15 protein-coding genes are annotated in these 17584 nt (G+C 39.5%); 6 read left to right on the top strand and 9 right to left on the bottom strand.

The features are described from left to right. The first annotated feature begins 145 nt into the window (after positions 1–145). From BV375_RS31015 to BV375_RS31000, 4 genes are all read left to right on the top strand, one after another. Positions 146–415: a hypothetical protein gene (locus BV375_RS31015; RefSeq protein ID WP_086767692.1), complete on the top strand. Its 270-nt coding sequence runs from the start codon at positions 146–148 to the stop codon at positions 413–415. Positions 416–803: 388 nt separating this feature from the next. Beyond that, positions 804–1613, top strand: a complete 810-nt coding sequence (locus tag BV375_RS31010; RefSeq protein WP_086767690.1) for an SDR family oxidoreductase — start codon at positions 804–806, stop codon at positions 1611–1613. A gap of 253 nt (positions 1614–1866) precedes the next feature. After that, on the top strand, positions 1867–2745 hold the full coding sequence (locus tag BV375_RS31005; protein WP_086767688.1) for an SMP-30/gluconolactonase/LRE family protein: 879 nt from the start codon (positions 1867–1869) through the stop codon (positions 2743–2745). A 286-nt stretch (positions 2746–3031) separates the two neighbouring features. Beyond that, complete coding sequence (locus tag BV375_RS31000) at positions 3032–4012, top strand: CorA family divalent cation transporter (protein WP_086767686.1); 981 nt, start codon at positions 3032–3034, stop codon at positions 4010–4012. 3 nt (positions 4013–4015) lie between these two features. On the opposite strand, the gene ppk1 is transcribed toward BV375_RS31000, so the two are convergent. Then, entirely contained in the window at positions 4016–6187 is a 2172-nt protein-coding gene (gene ppk1 / locus BV375_RS30995) for a polyphosphate kinase 1 (protein WP_086767684.1), read from the bottom strand. 215 nt (positions 6188–6402) lie between these two features. On the opposite strand from ppk1, the gene BV375_RS30990 reads away from it, so the two are divergent. Next, positions 6403–6867 carry a CYTH domain-containing protein gene (locus tag BV375_RS30990; RefSeq protein WP_086767682.1) on the top strand — a complete coding sequence of 155 codons (465 nt, stop codon included), beginning with the start codon at positions 6403–6405 and terminating at the stop codon, positions 6865–6867. 137 nt (positions 6868–7004) lie between these two features. Here the strand turns inward: BV375_RS30990 and BV375_RS30985 are convergent, their stop codons facing one another. The 8 genes from BV375_RS30985 to BV375_RS30950 all read right to left on the bottom strand — a co-directional run bounded on the left by BV375_RS30985 (position 7005) and on the right by BV375_RS30950 (position 13829). Further along, entirely contained in the window at positions 7005–9293 is a 2289-nt protein-coding gene (locus BV375_RS30985) for an FHA domain-containing protein (RefSeq protein WP_086767680.1), read from the bottom strand. Continuing rightward, entirely contained in the window at positions 9290–9493 is a 204-nt protein-coding gene (locus BV375_RS39055) for a DUF6760 family protein (protein WP_086767733.1), read from the bottom strand. The genes BV375_RS30985 and BV375_RS39055 overlap by 4 nt, the downstream gene beginning before the upstream one ends. Next, a complete protein-coding gene (locus BV375_RS30975; protein ID WP_086767678.1) occupies positions 9436–9819 on the bottom strand; it encodes a hypothetical protein in 384 nt (127 codons plus the stop codon). Before BV375_RS30975 ends, BV375_RS39055 begins: the two co-directional genes overlap by 58 nt. Positions 9820–9910: 91 nt before the next feature. After that, positions 9911–10255, bottom strand: coding sequence for a hypothetical protein (locus BV375_RS30970; protein ID WP_086767676.1), 345 nt, complete (start codon positions 10253–10255; stop codon positions 9911–9913). A gap of 11 nt (positions 10256–10266) precedes the next feature. Then, on the bottom strand, positions 10267–10761 hold the full coding sequence (locus BV375_RS30965) for a phage tail protein (RefSeq protein WP_086767674.1): 495 nt from the start codon (positions 10759–10761) through the stop codon (positions 10267–10269). Between the two features lie 20 nt (positions 10762–10781). After that, entirely contained in the window at positions 10782–11243 is a 462-nt protein-coding gene (locus BV375_RS30960) for a phage tail protein (RefSeq protein WP_086683818.1), read from the bottom strand. Positions 11244–11297: 54 nt separating this feature from the next. Continuing rightward, positions 11298–12959: a phage tail sheath C-terminal domain-containing protein gene (locus tag BV375_RS30955; RefSeq protein WP_086683821.1), complete on the bottom strand. Its 1662-nt coding sequence runs from the start codon at positions 12957–12959 to the stop codon at positions 11298–11300. Between the two features lie 30 nt (positions 12960–12989). Further along, positions 12990–13829: a Pvc16 family protein gene (locus BV375_RS30950; protein WP_086767672.1), complete on the bottom strand. Its 840-nt coding sequence runs from the start codon at positions 13827–13829 to the stop codon at positions 12990–12992. Positions 13830–15017: 1188 nt separating this feature from the next. On the opposite strand from BV375_RS30950, the gene BV375_RS30945 reads away from it, so the two are divergent. Beyond that, entirely contained in the window at positions 15018–17498 is a 2481-nt protein-coding gene (locus BV375_RS30945) for a hypothetical protein (RefSeq protein ID WP_086767670.1), read from the top strand. Positions 17499–17584: the final 86 nt, after the last annotated feature.

Here is a 17584-nt window from a genome sequence, read left to right as displayed (position 1 = left end):
AACAATTTTTTTTTGAAAAACAGCGTCGTTTGTGTTCGCATCAGCAAAATGTGTGATTTTTTGCTTAAAACGCTGTTTTATTTGCTTAATAAAGAATTTATAAAGGTAAATCTTAAATTTTTACAATTTCTCTGCATAATGCAGCATGAAATTGCTGTATATACAGTATGGATTGAAACAATTTAAGATTTTTAAGATGATGTATGTACCATTGGCTGTTCAAGCGCAAGTTCATCCAAGCAAGCAAAATGATGTTGCAACAGACACCCTTATAGCATGTACTATAATTTCAGTACCAATAATTTTGGTGCTAACAATTATTGGCTATCGCAAGTTTAAAGTTAAAATTCTTCGCAAACGCATTGCTCATCTAGAAAAGATGTGGCGTTTAAATACTCCAAAAAAAACTCCTTAATAACCAGGTGCACCCAAAGGTTGCAGTGTCAAAATCAATGATGTAGCAATCCGAAATGATACGTAAGTAATGAATAAAGGCTTTTTATCTCAGCATTGTCTCACGAATGATTTCGGATTGCTATCGAAGCCGTATTTACTAATATTAAAAGGGTTAAAGTATCCGAATTATAATATCAAGTATAGATATTCGCTTGATATTGCCACTGCGATCGCAACAGCTAGGATAAGTGTTCAAGTGGACATGCTAATTAGATGGCATAACTTTCTTATTGAGCGTAGCTGAAGAACGAGATTCACAGCTACTACTCAAGGTAGATTAATAGGTTTGCGTGAAATGAATAGGATTAATTTGACACAGTCCTACCTAAAAGCGAGGAAAACTTGCAATGAAGGGATTAAAGGGAAAAAATGCGCTGATTACTGGAGCTACTTCGGGTATTGGACAAGCGATCGCCATTCGACTGGCTGAGGAAGGTTGCAATATTGCCATCAACTACCGCAGAAGTCCGGAGGATGCCGAGGAGACAGAAGACCTGGTAATGGAAAAAGCTTGTGGGCAAGTTGAAGAATGCGGTGTGAAATCTCTACTTGTTAAAGGTGACGTTTCCCAAGAAGCAGACATCATTGATATGGTGAATACAGTTGTTGAGAAATTTGGCAGCTTAGATATTCTCATCAACAATGCCGGAATTCAGAAAGAATGTCCATCCCATGAAATTGCTACCAAAGATTTTGATAACATCTTATCTGTAAATCTGCGCGGTGCTTTTCTCTGTGCGCGAGAGGCAATTAAGCATTTTCTCTCTGAAAAGCGCTCTGGGATTATTATCAATATCTCTAGCGTTCACGAAATCATTCCTCGACCTTTGTACGTTAGCTATTCGATTAGCAAAGGGGGAATGGAAAATCTGACGAAAACACTGGCCCTAGAATATGCAGAACAAGGAATTCGCGTCAATGCGATCGCGCCAGGAGCAACGATTACACCAATCAATAAAGCTTGGACAGACGACCCAGAAAAAAAAGCGATCGTCGAAAGCCATATCCCAATGGGTCGCGCTGGAACAGCAGAAGAAATGGCAGCAGCCGTCGCATTTCTCGCCTCTGACGAAGCCGCTTACATCACAGGACAAACTCTATTTATCGATGGCGGACTAACACTGTATGCCGACTTTCGAGAAGCCTGGTCAGCCTAAACTTTCAAAATGCACAACTCTCTAGCTTAGTACACTCATTATTAAGTAGTGAATTCTCTTAGTAAATACTCTGCGCCCCTGTGCGTTTAAAAACTCTTGTAAATGCCTCCTGCCTTAGGCATCAAGCAAAAGTCAGTAATGCGAGCATCTTGCTCGCGCGGGCAAGATGCCGACACTACAAATATTAAATTGTTCAACTTATTTTTACACAACTCTTTATCTTCAAAATAGATAGATCTATTCAACAAAACTAATGAACGCTACACAGTACTCACCGAAAAATATTCAACAAACAAGGGCACGTCTAGGAGAAGGGCCTTGTTGGCACCAAGATGAGCAACTGCTGTACTGGCTTGATATTTACAATCATCGAGTCCACCAGTTCAATCCGGCTACTGCTGCCCATCAATTTTTTGATGTCGGTGAAGTTGTAGGTTGTATTGCCCCAGCGGGAACTAATCGACTGATTATGGCTCAACGCAACCGACTAGCTTTCTTGGACACTAGTAACGGTAAAGTCACGCCAATTTTAACCATAGAAGATAACCAGGCAGACACCCGCTGCAACGATGGTAAGTGTGACGCAGCCGGGCGTTTTTGGTTTGGCTCAATGAGTACAAACGGGCCAAAGGGTTGTCTGTACCGTTACGATCCCAATGGTTCTTTACACGTACTAGAAACTGGACTAACAATATCCAATGGGTTGGGGTGGAGTCCAGACAATAAAACCTTTTATCTCACTGATTCGCCCCTCAAAACTATCTATGCCTTTAATTTCGATTTTGAAAGTGGCAGTATCAGTAATCGGCAAGTATTCATTGATTTAACTGCTGAATCCTTCTATCCCGATGGTTTGACAGTGGATAGCGAAGGTTGTATCTGGTCAGCTATGTGGGACGGCTGGTGTATTATCCGGTTTGACTCCTCTGGCCAAGAGATGATGCGAGTGAAAATACCAGTTCAGCGCCCGACTTCCTGCACTTTTGGTAATGCAGATTTGATGACGCTTTTCATTACTACAGCATCAGTAGGGTTAAGTGAGGCAGAAATTCAAAACAGCTTCTACTCTGGCGACTTATTTAGTTTACCAAGCACCATCTCTGGCTTACCCACTTATCATTTTACTGGTTGAAAATATAAGTAACCTTTAACTAGCGAGTACATTTATCTCCCTTCTTTCCCTGCTCCCTGCCTTTATCGAGTATAAGTTTACAAATCAAACTAGGATAACTATATGCTAATCAATAGACTTCTTGCAGAAGTCGGTTAAAGGGAAAGGGGAAAAGGGGAAAGGAACTCAAAACCCTTTCCCTTTTACCTTTTCCCTTTCCCCCCTCTTGCAAAAATATATTTTTGCAAGATGTCTAATAACTACTTTGAGTTACCGTGTTTTCTCATAAGTCAACTGGGATTGCTATATGCTAATTCTTCTCACCTTTTCTCAGAACCATCTGGAAGTATTTACCAGTTGGGATGTCAATGCGGTACTGGAAAGGATTAGTAGTTCTGATAATATCTGGTTGCGCTGTATTCAATTCCGCGATCGCACTGCAATTGCCAAAATTATCCAGCATTTTGGACTCAAGCCATCTCGTGTTGACATGATTTTTAATCATTGTCATATGGGAATTGATGAAGACATCGAAGATTGCCTATTTGACAATTATGAAATTCTGACTCATCAAAAACAAAATCGCGAGTTCGAGGTCGCACGTGGCAGTATTGTAGTTGGCAGCAAGTTTATCATCACATTTGAAATTCCTGAAGTCAAAATCTTAAGCACGCTAAGTAGCAATATTCAAAAACGAACAATAGATATTCAACATTTAGGAACAGACTATCTTTTTTATCTAATTTTTAAAGATATTTTGAATAATTACTATACTGTATTTGACTATATTTCTATACAACTTGATGATTTAGAAGATGAAGTTTTAGAAAATTCTGGTGATGAATCAACGTACCAAAAAATTGCCGCCATGAGGCAATCTACTCGCTTCGGACGCCGGAATTTTCAAAATATCAAGTCACTTCTAGCGATGATGAATTACGAAGATTTCCAATGGCTCAGTCAGCCAGTAAAGGAACTATTCAATCAAGAATTGGTTCATCACATCGATAAACTCTCGCAAGAATATCAATCACTAAGAGTCTGGATGTCAGAATTAATGGAAATTCAACGCGACAATATTGCTAGCAAAACCAGTGAACGAATTAATCGTTTGACTATCCTCTCGACTGTATTCTTACCAATCACTTTCATTTCTGGTTTTTATGGGATGAACTTTAAATATATGCCAGAATTAGATCAACCTTGGGCTTATCCTACAGTTATCACCATCATGGTGTTAATTGTGATTAGCAGTATTTTGTATGTTAAAAAACAACGTTGGTTATAGCATTCATAATGTGACAAACAATTTATTATTTGATAATTGTTGCGTCTTTTCCATCAGAATATTTTGGGCACTACGTTCTGGCTCATCCTGCTCAGGACGACGTTGAATATAAAAACCATCAGACTGGAGTTCCCACGCTTGGCGATTATCTGCCAGCATGATTGCTAAGATATTTTGTAAGTTTTGTACAATATCAATATCTTCAACTGGTGTAACTGCTTCCACGCGGCGATCTAAGTTACGAGGCATCCAATCAGCACTACCAATGTATACTTCATTTTGTTCATTATTACAGAAGTAAAATATCCGTGAATGTTCTAAAAAACGACCGATAATACTAATAACGCGAATATTTTCACTGACTTCGGGAATTCCAGGACGCAAACAACAAATACCTCGGATAATCAAGTCAATTTTTACCCCAGCTTGCGAAGCTTCGTATAAAGTAGCAATAATCTGAGCATCAACCAAAGAATTCATTTTGGCGATAATATGACCTCTGTTGCCGTTTTTACACTGTTCGATTTCTCTGTGAATTAAGGCAATAATGCGATCGCGCATATTAACGGGAGATACTAGCAATTTGCGGTAAGATTCTTGGCAGGAATAGCCTGTCAAATAATTAAATAAATCGGTTAAATCTGCTCCTAAATCTTCTCGACAACTTATTAGCCCGACATCAGTATATAAATTCGCTGTTTTAGCATTATAATTTCCAGTACCAATATGCACATATCGACGTATATCTTCTCCCTCCTGACGCACTACCAGTACAATCTTAGTGTGAGTTTTTAGTCCTACCAATCCATAAATTACATGAACACCAGATTTTTCTAACTTAGTAGCCCAAGTAATATTATTTTCTTCATCAAATCGAGCTTTGAGTTCTACAATAACAGCTACTTGTTTACCACTTTCAGCAGCAGTAATCAAAGAACTGATGATATCAGAATCTCCGGAAGTGCGATAAAGCGTCATCTTAATTGCTAATACATTAGGATCGCGGGCAGCTTGCGCGATAAATGTCTCTACAGAGCAACTAAACGATTCATAGGGATGATGCACTAGCAAATCCTTGTGTTGAATCACCGAAAAAATGCTGCTTTCGTGGCCATCTATGTTGGTAATTTTCCTAGCTTGATGGAAATGGCGCAGCCGAGGTGGAGTAACTGGTTTCCAAGTTGGATCTTTTAAATCGGGCAAAGGCAATTTCATCAACGACATCAAATCGTTCAAATTTAGTAAGCCGTCTATCTCATAAATATCACTCTCAGCCAATTCCATTTCTGCTGTCAGCATCTGTCGTACTGAATGAGGCATTGATGGTTGTATTTCTAATCGCACTACAGAGCCACCAAAGTGACGCTTACGTAATTCCTGTTGAATTGCTAATAATAAGTCATCAGCTTCTTCTTCTGCTACTTCTAAATCGGCATCACGAGTTAAGCGAAACAGATGATATTCTTTAATAATCATCCCTGGAAATAAAGCTTCTAAGTTGTGAGCAATAACCTGCTCTATGGGAATACTTGTCCAGTAATTTAACTTTCCATTCTGTATTTGTAATTCCTGAGGTAAGGAAATAAACCGAGGTAGAATATTTGGAACTTTAACTCTAGCAAACTTTTCTTCTCCTGTATTTGGAGCTTTGACTACCACTGCTAAATTGAGGCTAAGATTCGCCATCAAGGGGAAAGGATGACTGGGATCTACTGCTAGAGGTGTAAGAACTGGAAAAATCTTTTTTTGAAATAGTTGTTGTAAGTAACTACGTTGTTCTGGATTAATATCAATGTAATTAAGAAGATGAATACCATACGATGCCATTTCTGGACGAAGCACCTCCTCAAAGTAACGATGCTGTTCAATCACCATTGGATGTAGGCATTGATAGATTGCTTCTAATTGTTGTTGTGGGGTTAGTCCATCGATACTTTGCTGGCTAAGTTGTGCTTGAACTTGTTCTTTAAGAAGTGCAACACGAACCATGAAAAATTCATCTAGGTTAGAACTGAAGATAGCAGTAAATTTCAATCTTTCTAGTAATGGAGTGCGGCGGTCTAGTGCCTCATGTAACACTCGCCGATTAAATTCTAACCAGCTTAGTTCGCGATTAAAATAATGCTGAGGAGCATTCAGATTAATATCTTTGCTAGCCTTTTTCGCTTTACCCATAGTTCTTTTTAGCAAATTAAAATGATTTAATCAGAATTATTTTTCCCTTAAGATAACATGGGCTAGTTCTTTTAAATCAGCTATCTTTGATTTTTGTATTGCGAATAAACAAAGCTAATTTTTTACTACCATATTGGTTTAATTATAATTAAATTAAGGTTTAATTTAGGTTAAGTGATAAATTTAAATACAAATTATAGTCAATATAAAGTACAATGGCGAAAGAAATAGAGCGAAAATTTTTAGTCAACGGAGATAGCTGGAGAAAGCTAGCTGAGGGTACCCTGTTTGTTCAGGGATATATTTCTACGGCAAAACAAGCTACTGTACGTGTCCGTATAGTAGGAAACCAAGGTTACTTAACAATTAAAGGAATTAGCGTCAAATATAGCAGGTCAGAATTTGAGTATCCGATTCCGCTTGCAGATGCTCAGGAAATGCTCGATACTTTGTGCGATCGCCCTTTAATAGAAAAAATTCGATATAGGATAGAGTACGGTAATTTGATTTGGGAAATAGATGAGTTTGATGGTGTCAATAAAGGGCTGATATTAGCAGAAGTTGAACTTAGTCACGAACAACAAAAAATTGAACTGCCAATCTGGATTGGCGAGGAAGTTTCAGACAACCCCAAATATTTCAACAGCAATTTAGTCAAGCATCCTTTTTCCCAATGGTAATGATTGCCCTCTTTTATTTATCCAGAGGAATAAAAGAGGGATTATCCCGTTATATAAGTGCGGTGCAGCTTCATTAGTGTTCGGTCAAATTCATCAACCACTTGCTTCAAAGAACAATGGCAGTAGAGTATATGCTTTTATTGATGCTCCAATAAATGTTTAATATAATGCACGATCGCCTCTGCTGTTGGTAGATTAGTTGCAAGTAGAACTTGGTTAATATTGCAGCTTCTCAACAGTGCTTCTTCATTTGCTTGACCAGGCTGAGGTATAAGAAAATCTCTGAGGAAAATTACTGCTAAAATGTTTCCTGAGTTCACTAATGAATTAATTGTTTGATAACCTCCAGATGTGGCTGCTGGGATTTGTTGACTGATAGCTATACCTGCTTGTTGATGTAAGACTTCACTAATGGATGGCCAAGCAACAGTAAGACTCTGTGAGAAAAATTCTTGATGCTGATTCACAAAATCAGCAAGTTCTAATTTTTTGCTTTCGTGAGCGATAAGAACTATGTTTTTTTGAGCGATCATTTGTTGAGGCTTACTGACGGGTATTTCTTTAGCAATTTCATCAGATTGTGCTTTTTCTGCTCCAAAAATTTCTTCAAGAGTTTGACTAATTGACTCAGATGTTGAACTAGTTAATTCGGGCATAGTTTCATCTTCTAGTTCTTCATTCGCTGGGGTAGATATAACATTTAGTTCTTCTGTTTTCTCCAAAAAGTCAATATTAGTTGAGTCTGATATTTCATTAAATGTTGAAGGTACAAAGCCAAAAGCTTCTGGAGTTTCTAAATTCCTAGCTTCTGCGATCGCTTCTTTGGTATCTGTCGCACTCAGATTAACGTTTTGGTTATTTAATACCTCTAATTCGCTAACTTCGCTGAGTTCTACAGGTGTTTCAACTGGCGACAGTTCAATAACAGTCTCTGAAACTGATTCAACTATTGCTGCATCATCAGTACTAATGTCAGCAACTTGATTACTAACAGCTTCCGGCACTTCATGCACTATTTCTGATGGTTCCTTAACTCCATCATCTGCCTCAATAACTATATCTTCTGTGAGTGTAATATCTTCATGGCTAAACTCTGGAGTAAAGCTATTGACAAATTCTGGAGCTTCTACTGCTGCAACATCTACTCTAAACTCATCTACAACATCTTCATTAGTGGTAACTTCACTTATTTCAGTGCCCGCCTCTGGTGGTTGGCTCGCAATATCGCGTGGTTGCACATTGGTGAATTCTTGGAGAATTTCCACGACATCTGCGGGAACTTCGCTCAGTGCCTCTGGTTGTTGGCTGAGAATATCACGTGGTTGCACATTAGTAAATTCTTGGAGAATTTCTGCATCCCAATCAATATCTTGATCGTTGATATCTGCGCGAACCTCACTCACCGCCTGAGATGGTTGGATAACTATAGTACGTGGTTGTACAATGGTGAATTCTTGCGGAATTTCTGCATCCCAATCAATATCCTGATCGTTGATATCTACTGGAACTTCACTTACCCCTTCCGTCTCAGGACTAATTAAATCCTGGGGTTGTATAAAGGTGGCTTCTTCTGCAACTGGTGTACCCAGATTCACACCTGCATCATCGAGATCTGCGGGCACTTCATTCACCGCCTCCGGTACATGGCTAATTAAATCCTGGGGTTGTATGAAGGTGGCTTCTTGTGCAACTGGTGTACCCAGATTCACACCTGCATCATCGAGATCTGCGGGCACTTCATTCACCGCCTCCGGTACATGGCTAATTAAATCCTGGGGTTGTATGAAGGTAGGTTCTTCTGGAACCGATCTACCTACATTCACATCTGCATCATCAAGATCTGCGGGAACTTCACTGACTTCCTCAGGAGTTTCGATAATGTTGTCGAGTGCGTTTATTGCCTCTTCTAGTTCTGAGATTTGTACTTCACTTTGAGGTTGAATAAGTTCATTATTAGATACTGAATTAACCTGTTGTGGTACTTCGCTAATTACTTCTAAGGGGTGATTGACAACATTAATATTGTTTAAATTTTCATTTCCTCGCCACCCGGAAAACAGTGCCGGATCTATAGTTCTAAATACTGTCTCTGGCAATTGTTCAGACAAAGGAACCATGTCTTCCACTGTCATAACGTAATCACCAATACGGATAACGTCTTTATCTTTCAACAAAACTGATTTATTTTTTTCAGCCAGTTTGCCATTAATTATTGAGCCATTTCTACTACCAAGATCGCAGAAGTAATAATTCCCATTTTGAAGAAAGAATTTGCCGTGTACCCTACTAACATCAGGACTGTCCAACACTAAATCGGATTCCGGAGCACGACCAATAATACACTCTCCTTTTGGTGTAGTTGCTAATGCTAAATCAAGTTCGTTAACTTCATTTAGGGTTGGTGAGTAGTTAACTTTTATTTTCATAATAATTTTTCGTTAATTTTATTAATTTCTGTAACCCAGCGCTGACGGGTTTTATGCTCTAAATTTAAAATATCATTTTGTGACCAGTGGAAATGGTAAGCAATAAAAGCTACCTCCTCATATAGCTTGTTAGAGGGGTAGCTTACGACTCCCCCGCTAGTTTTAACTCCACTGAATATTGAGTATTGCAATGGGGACATTGTGTGGGTATTTGTACATTTCCTTGCTGATTAATACGATTATAAAATTCTCTGAGATAGGCAATATCATGAAGGAGCAGTCCTTCTAATAAATCGGGGCTAACAGAATTTAAACTACCTAAGCGGGTAATAACCCGTGCCAGCATTACCAAGACACCATAAGCAGGGTTTTCCTGAACTTTGCGTTCTTGTTGTACCAAAATTTCATCTTTGGCGGTAGCTAAACGCATCACGCCATGACGATGGACTCGGTTTTGGCTATCAATCAACCCTCGGGGAAGAATGAAGGCAAATTCAGTGCTGAGAGTATCTTGCTTGCGACCCATAATTTGTCTAAATTTTTGAATATATATATAGAACCACAGATGAATACAGACAAAAGTCTGTGTTTATCTGTGTTCATCTGTGGTTCTCTTTTTAAGAAGCTGAATTTTGCAAGACGTTGACTGTATCTTCTAATTGAGAAATTGTACTCTCCAAGCCGTTGATTTGACGGTAAAAATCTTGGAGATAATTTAAATCTTGGGAGAAAAAGTTTTCCACGATCGCAGGAGTTACTTCCGATAGAGCACCCAAGCGAGTAATTACGCGTGACAAAATAATAATCGTGGCATAAGCTTCATTAGCTTTAACTCGTGGGTCACGCAAAGGTGCAATTTCGTCTATTGCTGTTGATAGCCGCATTACACCCTTGCGGTGGAGGTTGCCTTCCGAGTCTAGATACCCCTTTGGCAGTGTAAATTCAAACTCTGTCGGAAACATAATCCTCCTGATTACTTCACGCGTTTAAATTCCTCGAAAGCAATCTCCAGTTCTTCTATATGTAAGTCGGTACTACGGGCGTTGAAATCAGCCATTTTATAACTAGCAGGCCAAGCACCTGCTAATTCAAATCTAGCTTCTTCTTGATTTGCTTGACTGTAAATAGACAAAGCCATGAGTTTTCGTTGCTTCGCCCATTTACCATTTTGAACTTCTTCAAACCATTTCCAAAAAACCATAGAGTTAGCGATCGTACCTCTACGTAAAGTTATGTTGCCACTTTTAACATTTCCTGGAAGCTTGGTTCTAACCACCTGACCTTTAACCGCCGCACCCCACTTATTAGGAGTAACTTCACAGATTTCAATTGCATCTTGTGTTCTTTTAAAACCTTGACACTCTAAAAAGTAGCAATCGCTATTATCTTTTTGACCGTCTAGTGTCAGCCCTAAATAAAAACGATGGGCTGCTAAAATTTCTGGTAGCTTTTCAGTTGGTTGAACCATTTTTGTTTACAGGTTTAATTTTAGTTAACGCGTTCAACACCCTCATGAACTAATTCGACTGTTTCGTTTGCCATATCACCACTAGAAGCTGTTAATGTTGGGCCTGTATATTTAACAGGGTAGCAATTAATAATATTCCAACGAGCTACTTCTTTGAGTTGTTGATTGTAAGCAACTACCGAAGCTGATTTACGATTTTGATCCCACTGGCGAGGTTTTCCCATATCCTCGTTACACTTTTTGTACCATTGGTAAAGGTCTACATCAGCAGTGGCAATTACCTTAAGTGTGATATTCGTGAACTTGGTAACGGTAGGAGTTGCTTGCCGCCAAATTTTACCGCCTTTAGTAGATCCGTGTACTTCTTGAGCAGGGGTATTTTCTACACCTAAACCGCTGATTTCTTTAATAGACTTCTCTGTAATTCCGTCGGCTTCAAAATAAAACAGACAAGCAGATAATAACTCAGGTTGACCCGGCATGACTAAACTCCTTATGAATTAATAATTAGTAAACAGTAAACAAAGAAATGCTATTTATTCTTCGTCTTCGATGCCATTCCATTGGCTAATTCGGAAGATGACAAACTCGGCTGGTCTGACTGGACAAACACCAACTTCGATATATAAACGCCCCAAAATTCTCGTTTCTGGTGGGTTTAATTCCTCATCGCACTTGACATAAAATGCTTGTTCTGGTGAAGCACCAAATAAAGCTCCTTCACGCCAAATTCGCTCTAAAAAGTTACTGACAGTGCGTTTTACCCTAGCCCACAAATCTTCATCGTTGGGTTCAAAAACGACCCACTGCGTACCTAGTTCAATTGATTTTTCTATATAACTAATTAACCGCCGCACACTGATATAACGCCACTCAGTTTTATCTGGCTCAACGAGAGTTCTTGCGCCCCATATGCGGATACCGCGATTGGGGAAGCTGCGAATGCAGTTAATTCCCAAGGGGTTCAAAAGTTCTTGTTCGCGGAAATTAGTTTCATAACCCAAACCAATTACACCTCTGGGGACTTCGTTGGCTGGTGCTTTATAAACGCCTCTGGTTTCGTCGGTGCGTGCCCAAACACCCATGACGTGACCGCAAGGAGGTATGAGAATGGGATTACCGCGATCGCGGGGATTAGGAACTTTGATCCAGGGATAATAGAGGGCCGCAAACATAGAACGGCGGTTAAATCTGTTCAACCACTCCACTACCTGTTGGGGTTTAGTCTGTTCTGGTGGTGGGTCGATTAAAACCATGCGGTTGGGTGGGTTGGGAATATCACCACTAGCAGAACCCTCACACATGCTAATCATCAGTTCCATGATGCCGTGGATTTGATCCAAGTTCATCACTTGCGCTTGATAAGCCCGCATTAAATCGGGACAAGCTAGCATGGTGATTTCATCAATTTCAAAAATCCCTCTTACCCCTGTTCGGTCATCACGTACCCCTTCAAAATCCCGTGAAAATCTATCAACTGTCTGGGCAACAATTGGCGGCGCTAGTTCATATTGACCATTGGTCGGACGACGAGATAAAGGCTGTCCAGTTTGAGAAATATCTTCTACGTTAATATACATAGAATTTCTCAAAGCTGTTAACGCGTAAGTTGCTACCTGAGCCGGAACTTCGCGGTTCATGGTTAAGTTCTCATATTGCTCTAGAACTTCATCTCCCCGACGAATTTGCACTGTAAAGTATTCGCCTGTATTGGGAGGTGCTTCTCCTTCAGTTCCTTCAGGTAGGGCACGAGGGCCACTATCAGTGATCAAAATATCGATGGCTCCGCCTGCTGCTTGTTCTGGGCGCAAACTAAAGCGCAGCGTTGGACGATTACCACGACCGCTAATTCGGAGAGTGGCAGGTTCTTGGCTTGGGGGCTTGGGTGCGCCTGGTAACTGCGTACCAATACTGGTTACCCAGCAGCGACCGCCACCATTCATAAAGTAGCCATAGACGGCAAAGGGTAAATAGGCGTTGAAATCGGTGAAACCGTCGGAGTTGGGACGGGCAAAGTAGTTGAGATATTGCGTCCAATTGGTCACCAGCATGGGCTTTAATAGTTCAGCCCCATCGCGAATATCTTCTGTAAAGCCGACAAAACCACCAACCGCAGTGCTGACACCTTCTATCGGTCGGCTACCTCGGTCAATTTCTTCGACATAGACACCAGGTGCAAAGTAATCAAGTCTAGCCATGAAATTCTCTCCAAGTCAGTTAAAAAGTAATTATTCAGGAGTTAGTAAGATTTCTTTGAAGCTATAACTTTGGCTATCCACCAAGACATTGACATTCTGGGGTAAATAGCCAGGACAATTAACTGTCAAAACATAATTACCTATACGAATGTCTTCAAAAAAGAACAGTCCTTCTTTATTGCTTACCGCTGATTTTTTAGTTCTTTGCACAGTTACTTCTGCCGACAGCAGTGGCAGATTGGTGACTGCACTTTTGACCATACCTGCGATCGCTACCCGCCTGGTGACAACTGTGCTGTTGCCATTCTCACTCAATTGATTTTGCAAATTGAAAATTCGTTCCCAAACTAAAGGTACGAGAGTAGATTGCGGCTCAACGGGTATCATTGCAGTCACATACAAAGCGGAACGCAAAGGTACATTTAGCGCGCTCCATAATGAACCAATCTCAATCGCCGGATCTAAGGCAACTGTTAAAGATAAATTGCCATAACCTCGCAACTCCGGAACCAAATAGTCTTCTTGCAAAGACCGATGGCGCAGCAGTACAGTTAATGCTTCGCTGAGAAGGTGATGTTCACCTAAAGCTGTTCGATCCCAGGCTGTTATTAGCATTGAGACATCAAACCAATTAGGTGACCAACTCACAGATGTCGGTTGCAGACCCCGTGACGGTTTACGTTCAACTTGCCTACCGGATTGTTGAAACTGCTTACTCTCACGAATGTCATAAACATACAAATTGAGAGTTGGCCCTGCACCCTCTTCGCGACGATTACTAGGATGACTAAAGTCAATTTGCTCTGTACTGGTGAGTGAGGTTCCTCCAGCTAGAATTTCTGCTAAGGTTTGAAGAACGAAGATAAGCATGAAGGTGTTGTGCTGGTAGCTAATCCAGATGTATCTAGACTATCTGTACTCACCATCTGAGTTAATTAGACTTTTGTCGAAATTTTTCGTACAGTTCGCGTTAGGGATGTTATTTTAATTTGTGTTTATTTTCATCATTAGTTAGTAGCGCTCTAGGTTTGGATACCGAGGTCAGGAATTTACATATAAAGCACCGCTGATGCTAGTAAGACAGAATAAATAAGACCTAAGTCGTGTATTTTATTATTAATTAAAAATCATCTTTGAGTTGCTAATAATCTTAATTCGGAGAATTATAGTAGTCTTATTTCATTGGTGAAAAAAACAAGGTACATTTGTAGATCCTTCTTTCCTTTTCCCTGTTCCCTGACTCAACGAGTAATTTCGCAACTTATTTAGGATTGCTATATGAATCCGATTTGTTTGATGAAAAAATTTAAGTATCTGTAGTGGACTGACACAGCTAAAATGATGTAATAGAAATGTTCGTATTTGCGCTGTCTTCGCCTTTTAAACAGTGGTTCATCGCAAAAGTTATGACGAGTTGTGAGGGATAAGATCCCCGACTTCTTAGAGAAGTCGGGGATCTTGCAGCCCAGCAAGATTAATGCGATAAACCATTTAAAAATCTATTGCACAAAATTAGTCGTGTCAGTCCACTACTAGCGTGTCAAGACTAAAATGTTGTAATAGATTTTGAAGTTTATTTAGCGCTAAAGCGCAACTACGAACGCTTTCTAATGCACTATTTTAGCCTGGTCAAGCCACTAAGTATATTTCAAAAATCAAATATGAGTCCTATATAAGTAATTAAATATAGTTAAAATTATTGCTTTCAATAATATCGACTTTTAAAGAAACCAGCCTTCTCGGCTTTTATTAGGGCTGTATAAATATACAATATTAGTGAATTTCAATGGCAATTTTACTGTAATATTCATCTTTTACCCACTCCTTTGTGCTCAAGCCTTAAAGCTTGAGCATGTAGTTATGAGCAAAAATGAGCCAGCAAAATAAAAGTGTGTAAATTACCATACGATAGTTTACTTCTTGCACAAAAGAACGTAAACTTATTTGAATACTGAAACACCCTGAGTAAGGGTGTAGCACAGATATCTTTAATTATAAATATCATTCTTGGGTAATTTTTAAGACCAAGTTATGAAATAATTAACTTGTTTTAATCACATGCGTATATTAATTACTGCGATTTTTACTGTTGCGGCTTTTACTTTACAGGAAGTTAGCTATGAAGCTCAAGCATCTCCTAAACAGACAGGGTTGATCAAACAGTCTTCTCAATTAATTGAAAATCTAGATTGGCAAGCCAATACAACCACAGCAAGTAGTTTTCAAAATTTGCGACAAGCTGCCAACCAGCCTGGTCAGGTTATCAATAGTGAAGTTACAGATTCTACGCCTACTGCTGATATTTTTACACCTTATCTCAAGGAGATTGCAGCTAGTTTATCACCCAGCTGGGTAATGCGCTTACCATCTCATATATTACTCGATGAAAACTTAGCAGGGGAAGCTAGCAAATATAGTATTAAAGTTGCTACCTCAAGCTCTAAACCTAGCCTTACAGTTAATATTTTTTCTTGCAAACGACAAGAAGTTTTTTGCTTAGTTGGCATTATTAGTGCATCTCAGATAAATAAAGATATTGAAACCGAATTCAAGCAATATCAAAATATAGCTAAATCTGTTATTCTAAATCAAAATTTAAAAGGATATTTTTTAGAAGCACAAAAACAAAATAATCCGACAGATTTATCTCATTTGATATGGCAGCAAGATAACCAGTTTTATCAAGTTAGTTTTAGAACAAAGTCTCAGCAAAAGCTGTTAGCAATAGTAAATTCAATGGTTGAGGCTACACCGATTCTTAGCGCTAATGGCTTAGGTGAAGCCAGCGCATTACCTAGTAAAGCACAAGCAGAAATTGAAGAATTACCAAAGAGTAGTTTAGTTATTCCTAGCCGTCGTCTTGTACTAACAACAGCAGAGCAGTTGCGACAAGGAGAAATTTTAACAACTATCCGACAACGCCGCTTTTTAGTACCTGGAGGAGAACGTCGTAGCGGACTTACCGATCAACCTACTGTTGGGTTTAGCTGGGGTGTTACCAATAACCTAGAACTTACCTTAGACGCACAGACAATTGATAATTCTGGTCCCATCAAACAAGGTGGTTTTAATGCTCAACGCGTTAATCGCAATAGAGACACTAATAGAAATAACGGTACTAACTTTTTTCAAGAGTTCACTTTACAAGCAAAACAAAGACTTTGGCAAAGTGAAAATGCAACGCAGGCTCTAGGAGGTGTAATTGCTGTTTCTGTAGGAAATGGTGGTCGTCCTTTCCAATTTTTTAATGATGCTAATATTGTAGCAACAGGAAAAAATCAACAAACAGTTTTTTCTCTTGAACTGCCATATACCATTACACCTGATGAAAATTGGCAATTTACTTTATCGCCTAAGATAGCCTTTTTACCTGAAGATAATGCCTTATATTTAACTAAACTTCCTTTGCCAAACTCTGGGTCTTTTGGTACTACATTTGGGCTGGCAGGAGGTGTAAGTTATAAGCTCAATTCACGTTTAATATTATGGGGTGATGCCTTTGTACCATTTACAGGCAATAACACAATTAACCGTGATACAGGCTTACCTAGTCGCACAGTTGCTTACAATGCAGGTTTAAGGTACATAGTTAATCCTCGATTATCTACAGATTTATTTGTTTCTAATACTTTAGGTAATACAGGACCTTTGTCTATAGTGGCAGATAGAGAGTACACTGCCATAGGGTTTGGTGTGACTGTGTTACCAGGTATCACCAGCGCCAACCGCCGCTACCCAGAACATTTTGAACCAACCCAGCAACCACAGCCAACTACATACGCTGGATTTAGCTTTTTAGATGGGGGTACAGTTCCCCATAATCAATTATTACTAACTTTACAAGGGGGAGGGCAGGGAATATTATCTGGAATTCGCTACGGATTACTAGATGATTTAGAAATTGGTGCTTTTCTTGATTATGTTCCAGGGACTATAGATGAGTCTTTATTAGGGTTGAGTGGAAAGATTCGCTATTTGCATCAAGCTGACGGCGATCCATTCACTTTAAGCATTACAGGAACAATAGCAAGGGCGAATAACCCTTTTGTGAACTTTACTGAAAACAATCGTAATAAATTCCAACAACTAGGATTGCAAAAGGCGGGATTTGCCTTGAGTAACGAAAAGGATGAACAAGGCGAATTATTTGTCGTTACTATTTCTACTCCTATGCATTACCAATTTCCAGGCGGAAGTGCAACTTGGCTAACTCCGATTTTGGGATTTGTACAACGCAGAGGATTAGAAATTGCGGGGTTTAATATTGGCGGATCGTTTCCTTTATTGAACAACTTGCAGGCGATCGCAGAGTTGGGTTTAGACTTAGCAGGTAAAGGTAATGGCTTTATTAACGATCAGCGCCAAACAATTATTCCTTGGACTGTAGGTTTGCGTTGGCATCCTGGTTTGTTTTCAGGACTGCAATTAGAAGCGTATCTCACTAATCGGCTTGGTTCTAGCCCTTTTGATAGCTTGAGAGTCAAAGCTGACAATGAAACGACAATAGGTGTTGGTCTACTGTTACCCATTCAGTTCTAGGGACGTGCATTAGTCATTTGTGTGGTCTTCACAAAAAAAGTGCAGATTGTTTTTTGTTAGCAAACTTTTACCAATTTACTTGGTAG

It is taken from the genome of Nostoc sp. 106C (genome assembly GCF_002154725.1).
In the GTDB taxonomy this organism is placed as follows: domain Bacteria; phylum Cyanobacteriota; class Cyanobacteriia; order Cyanobacteriales; family Nostocaceae; genus Aulosira.
The sequence above is the reverse complement of the archived record's forward strand: the minus strand, read 5'-3'. Positions and strand labels throughout refer to the sequence as shown.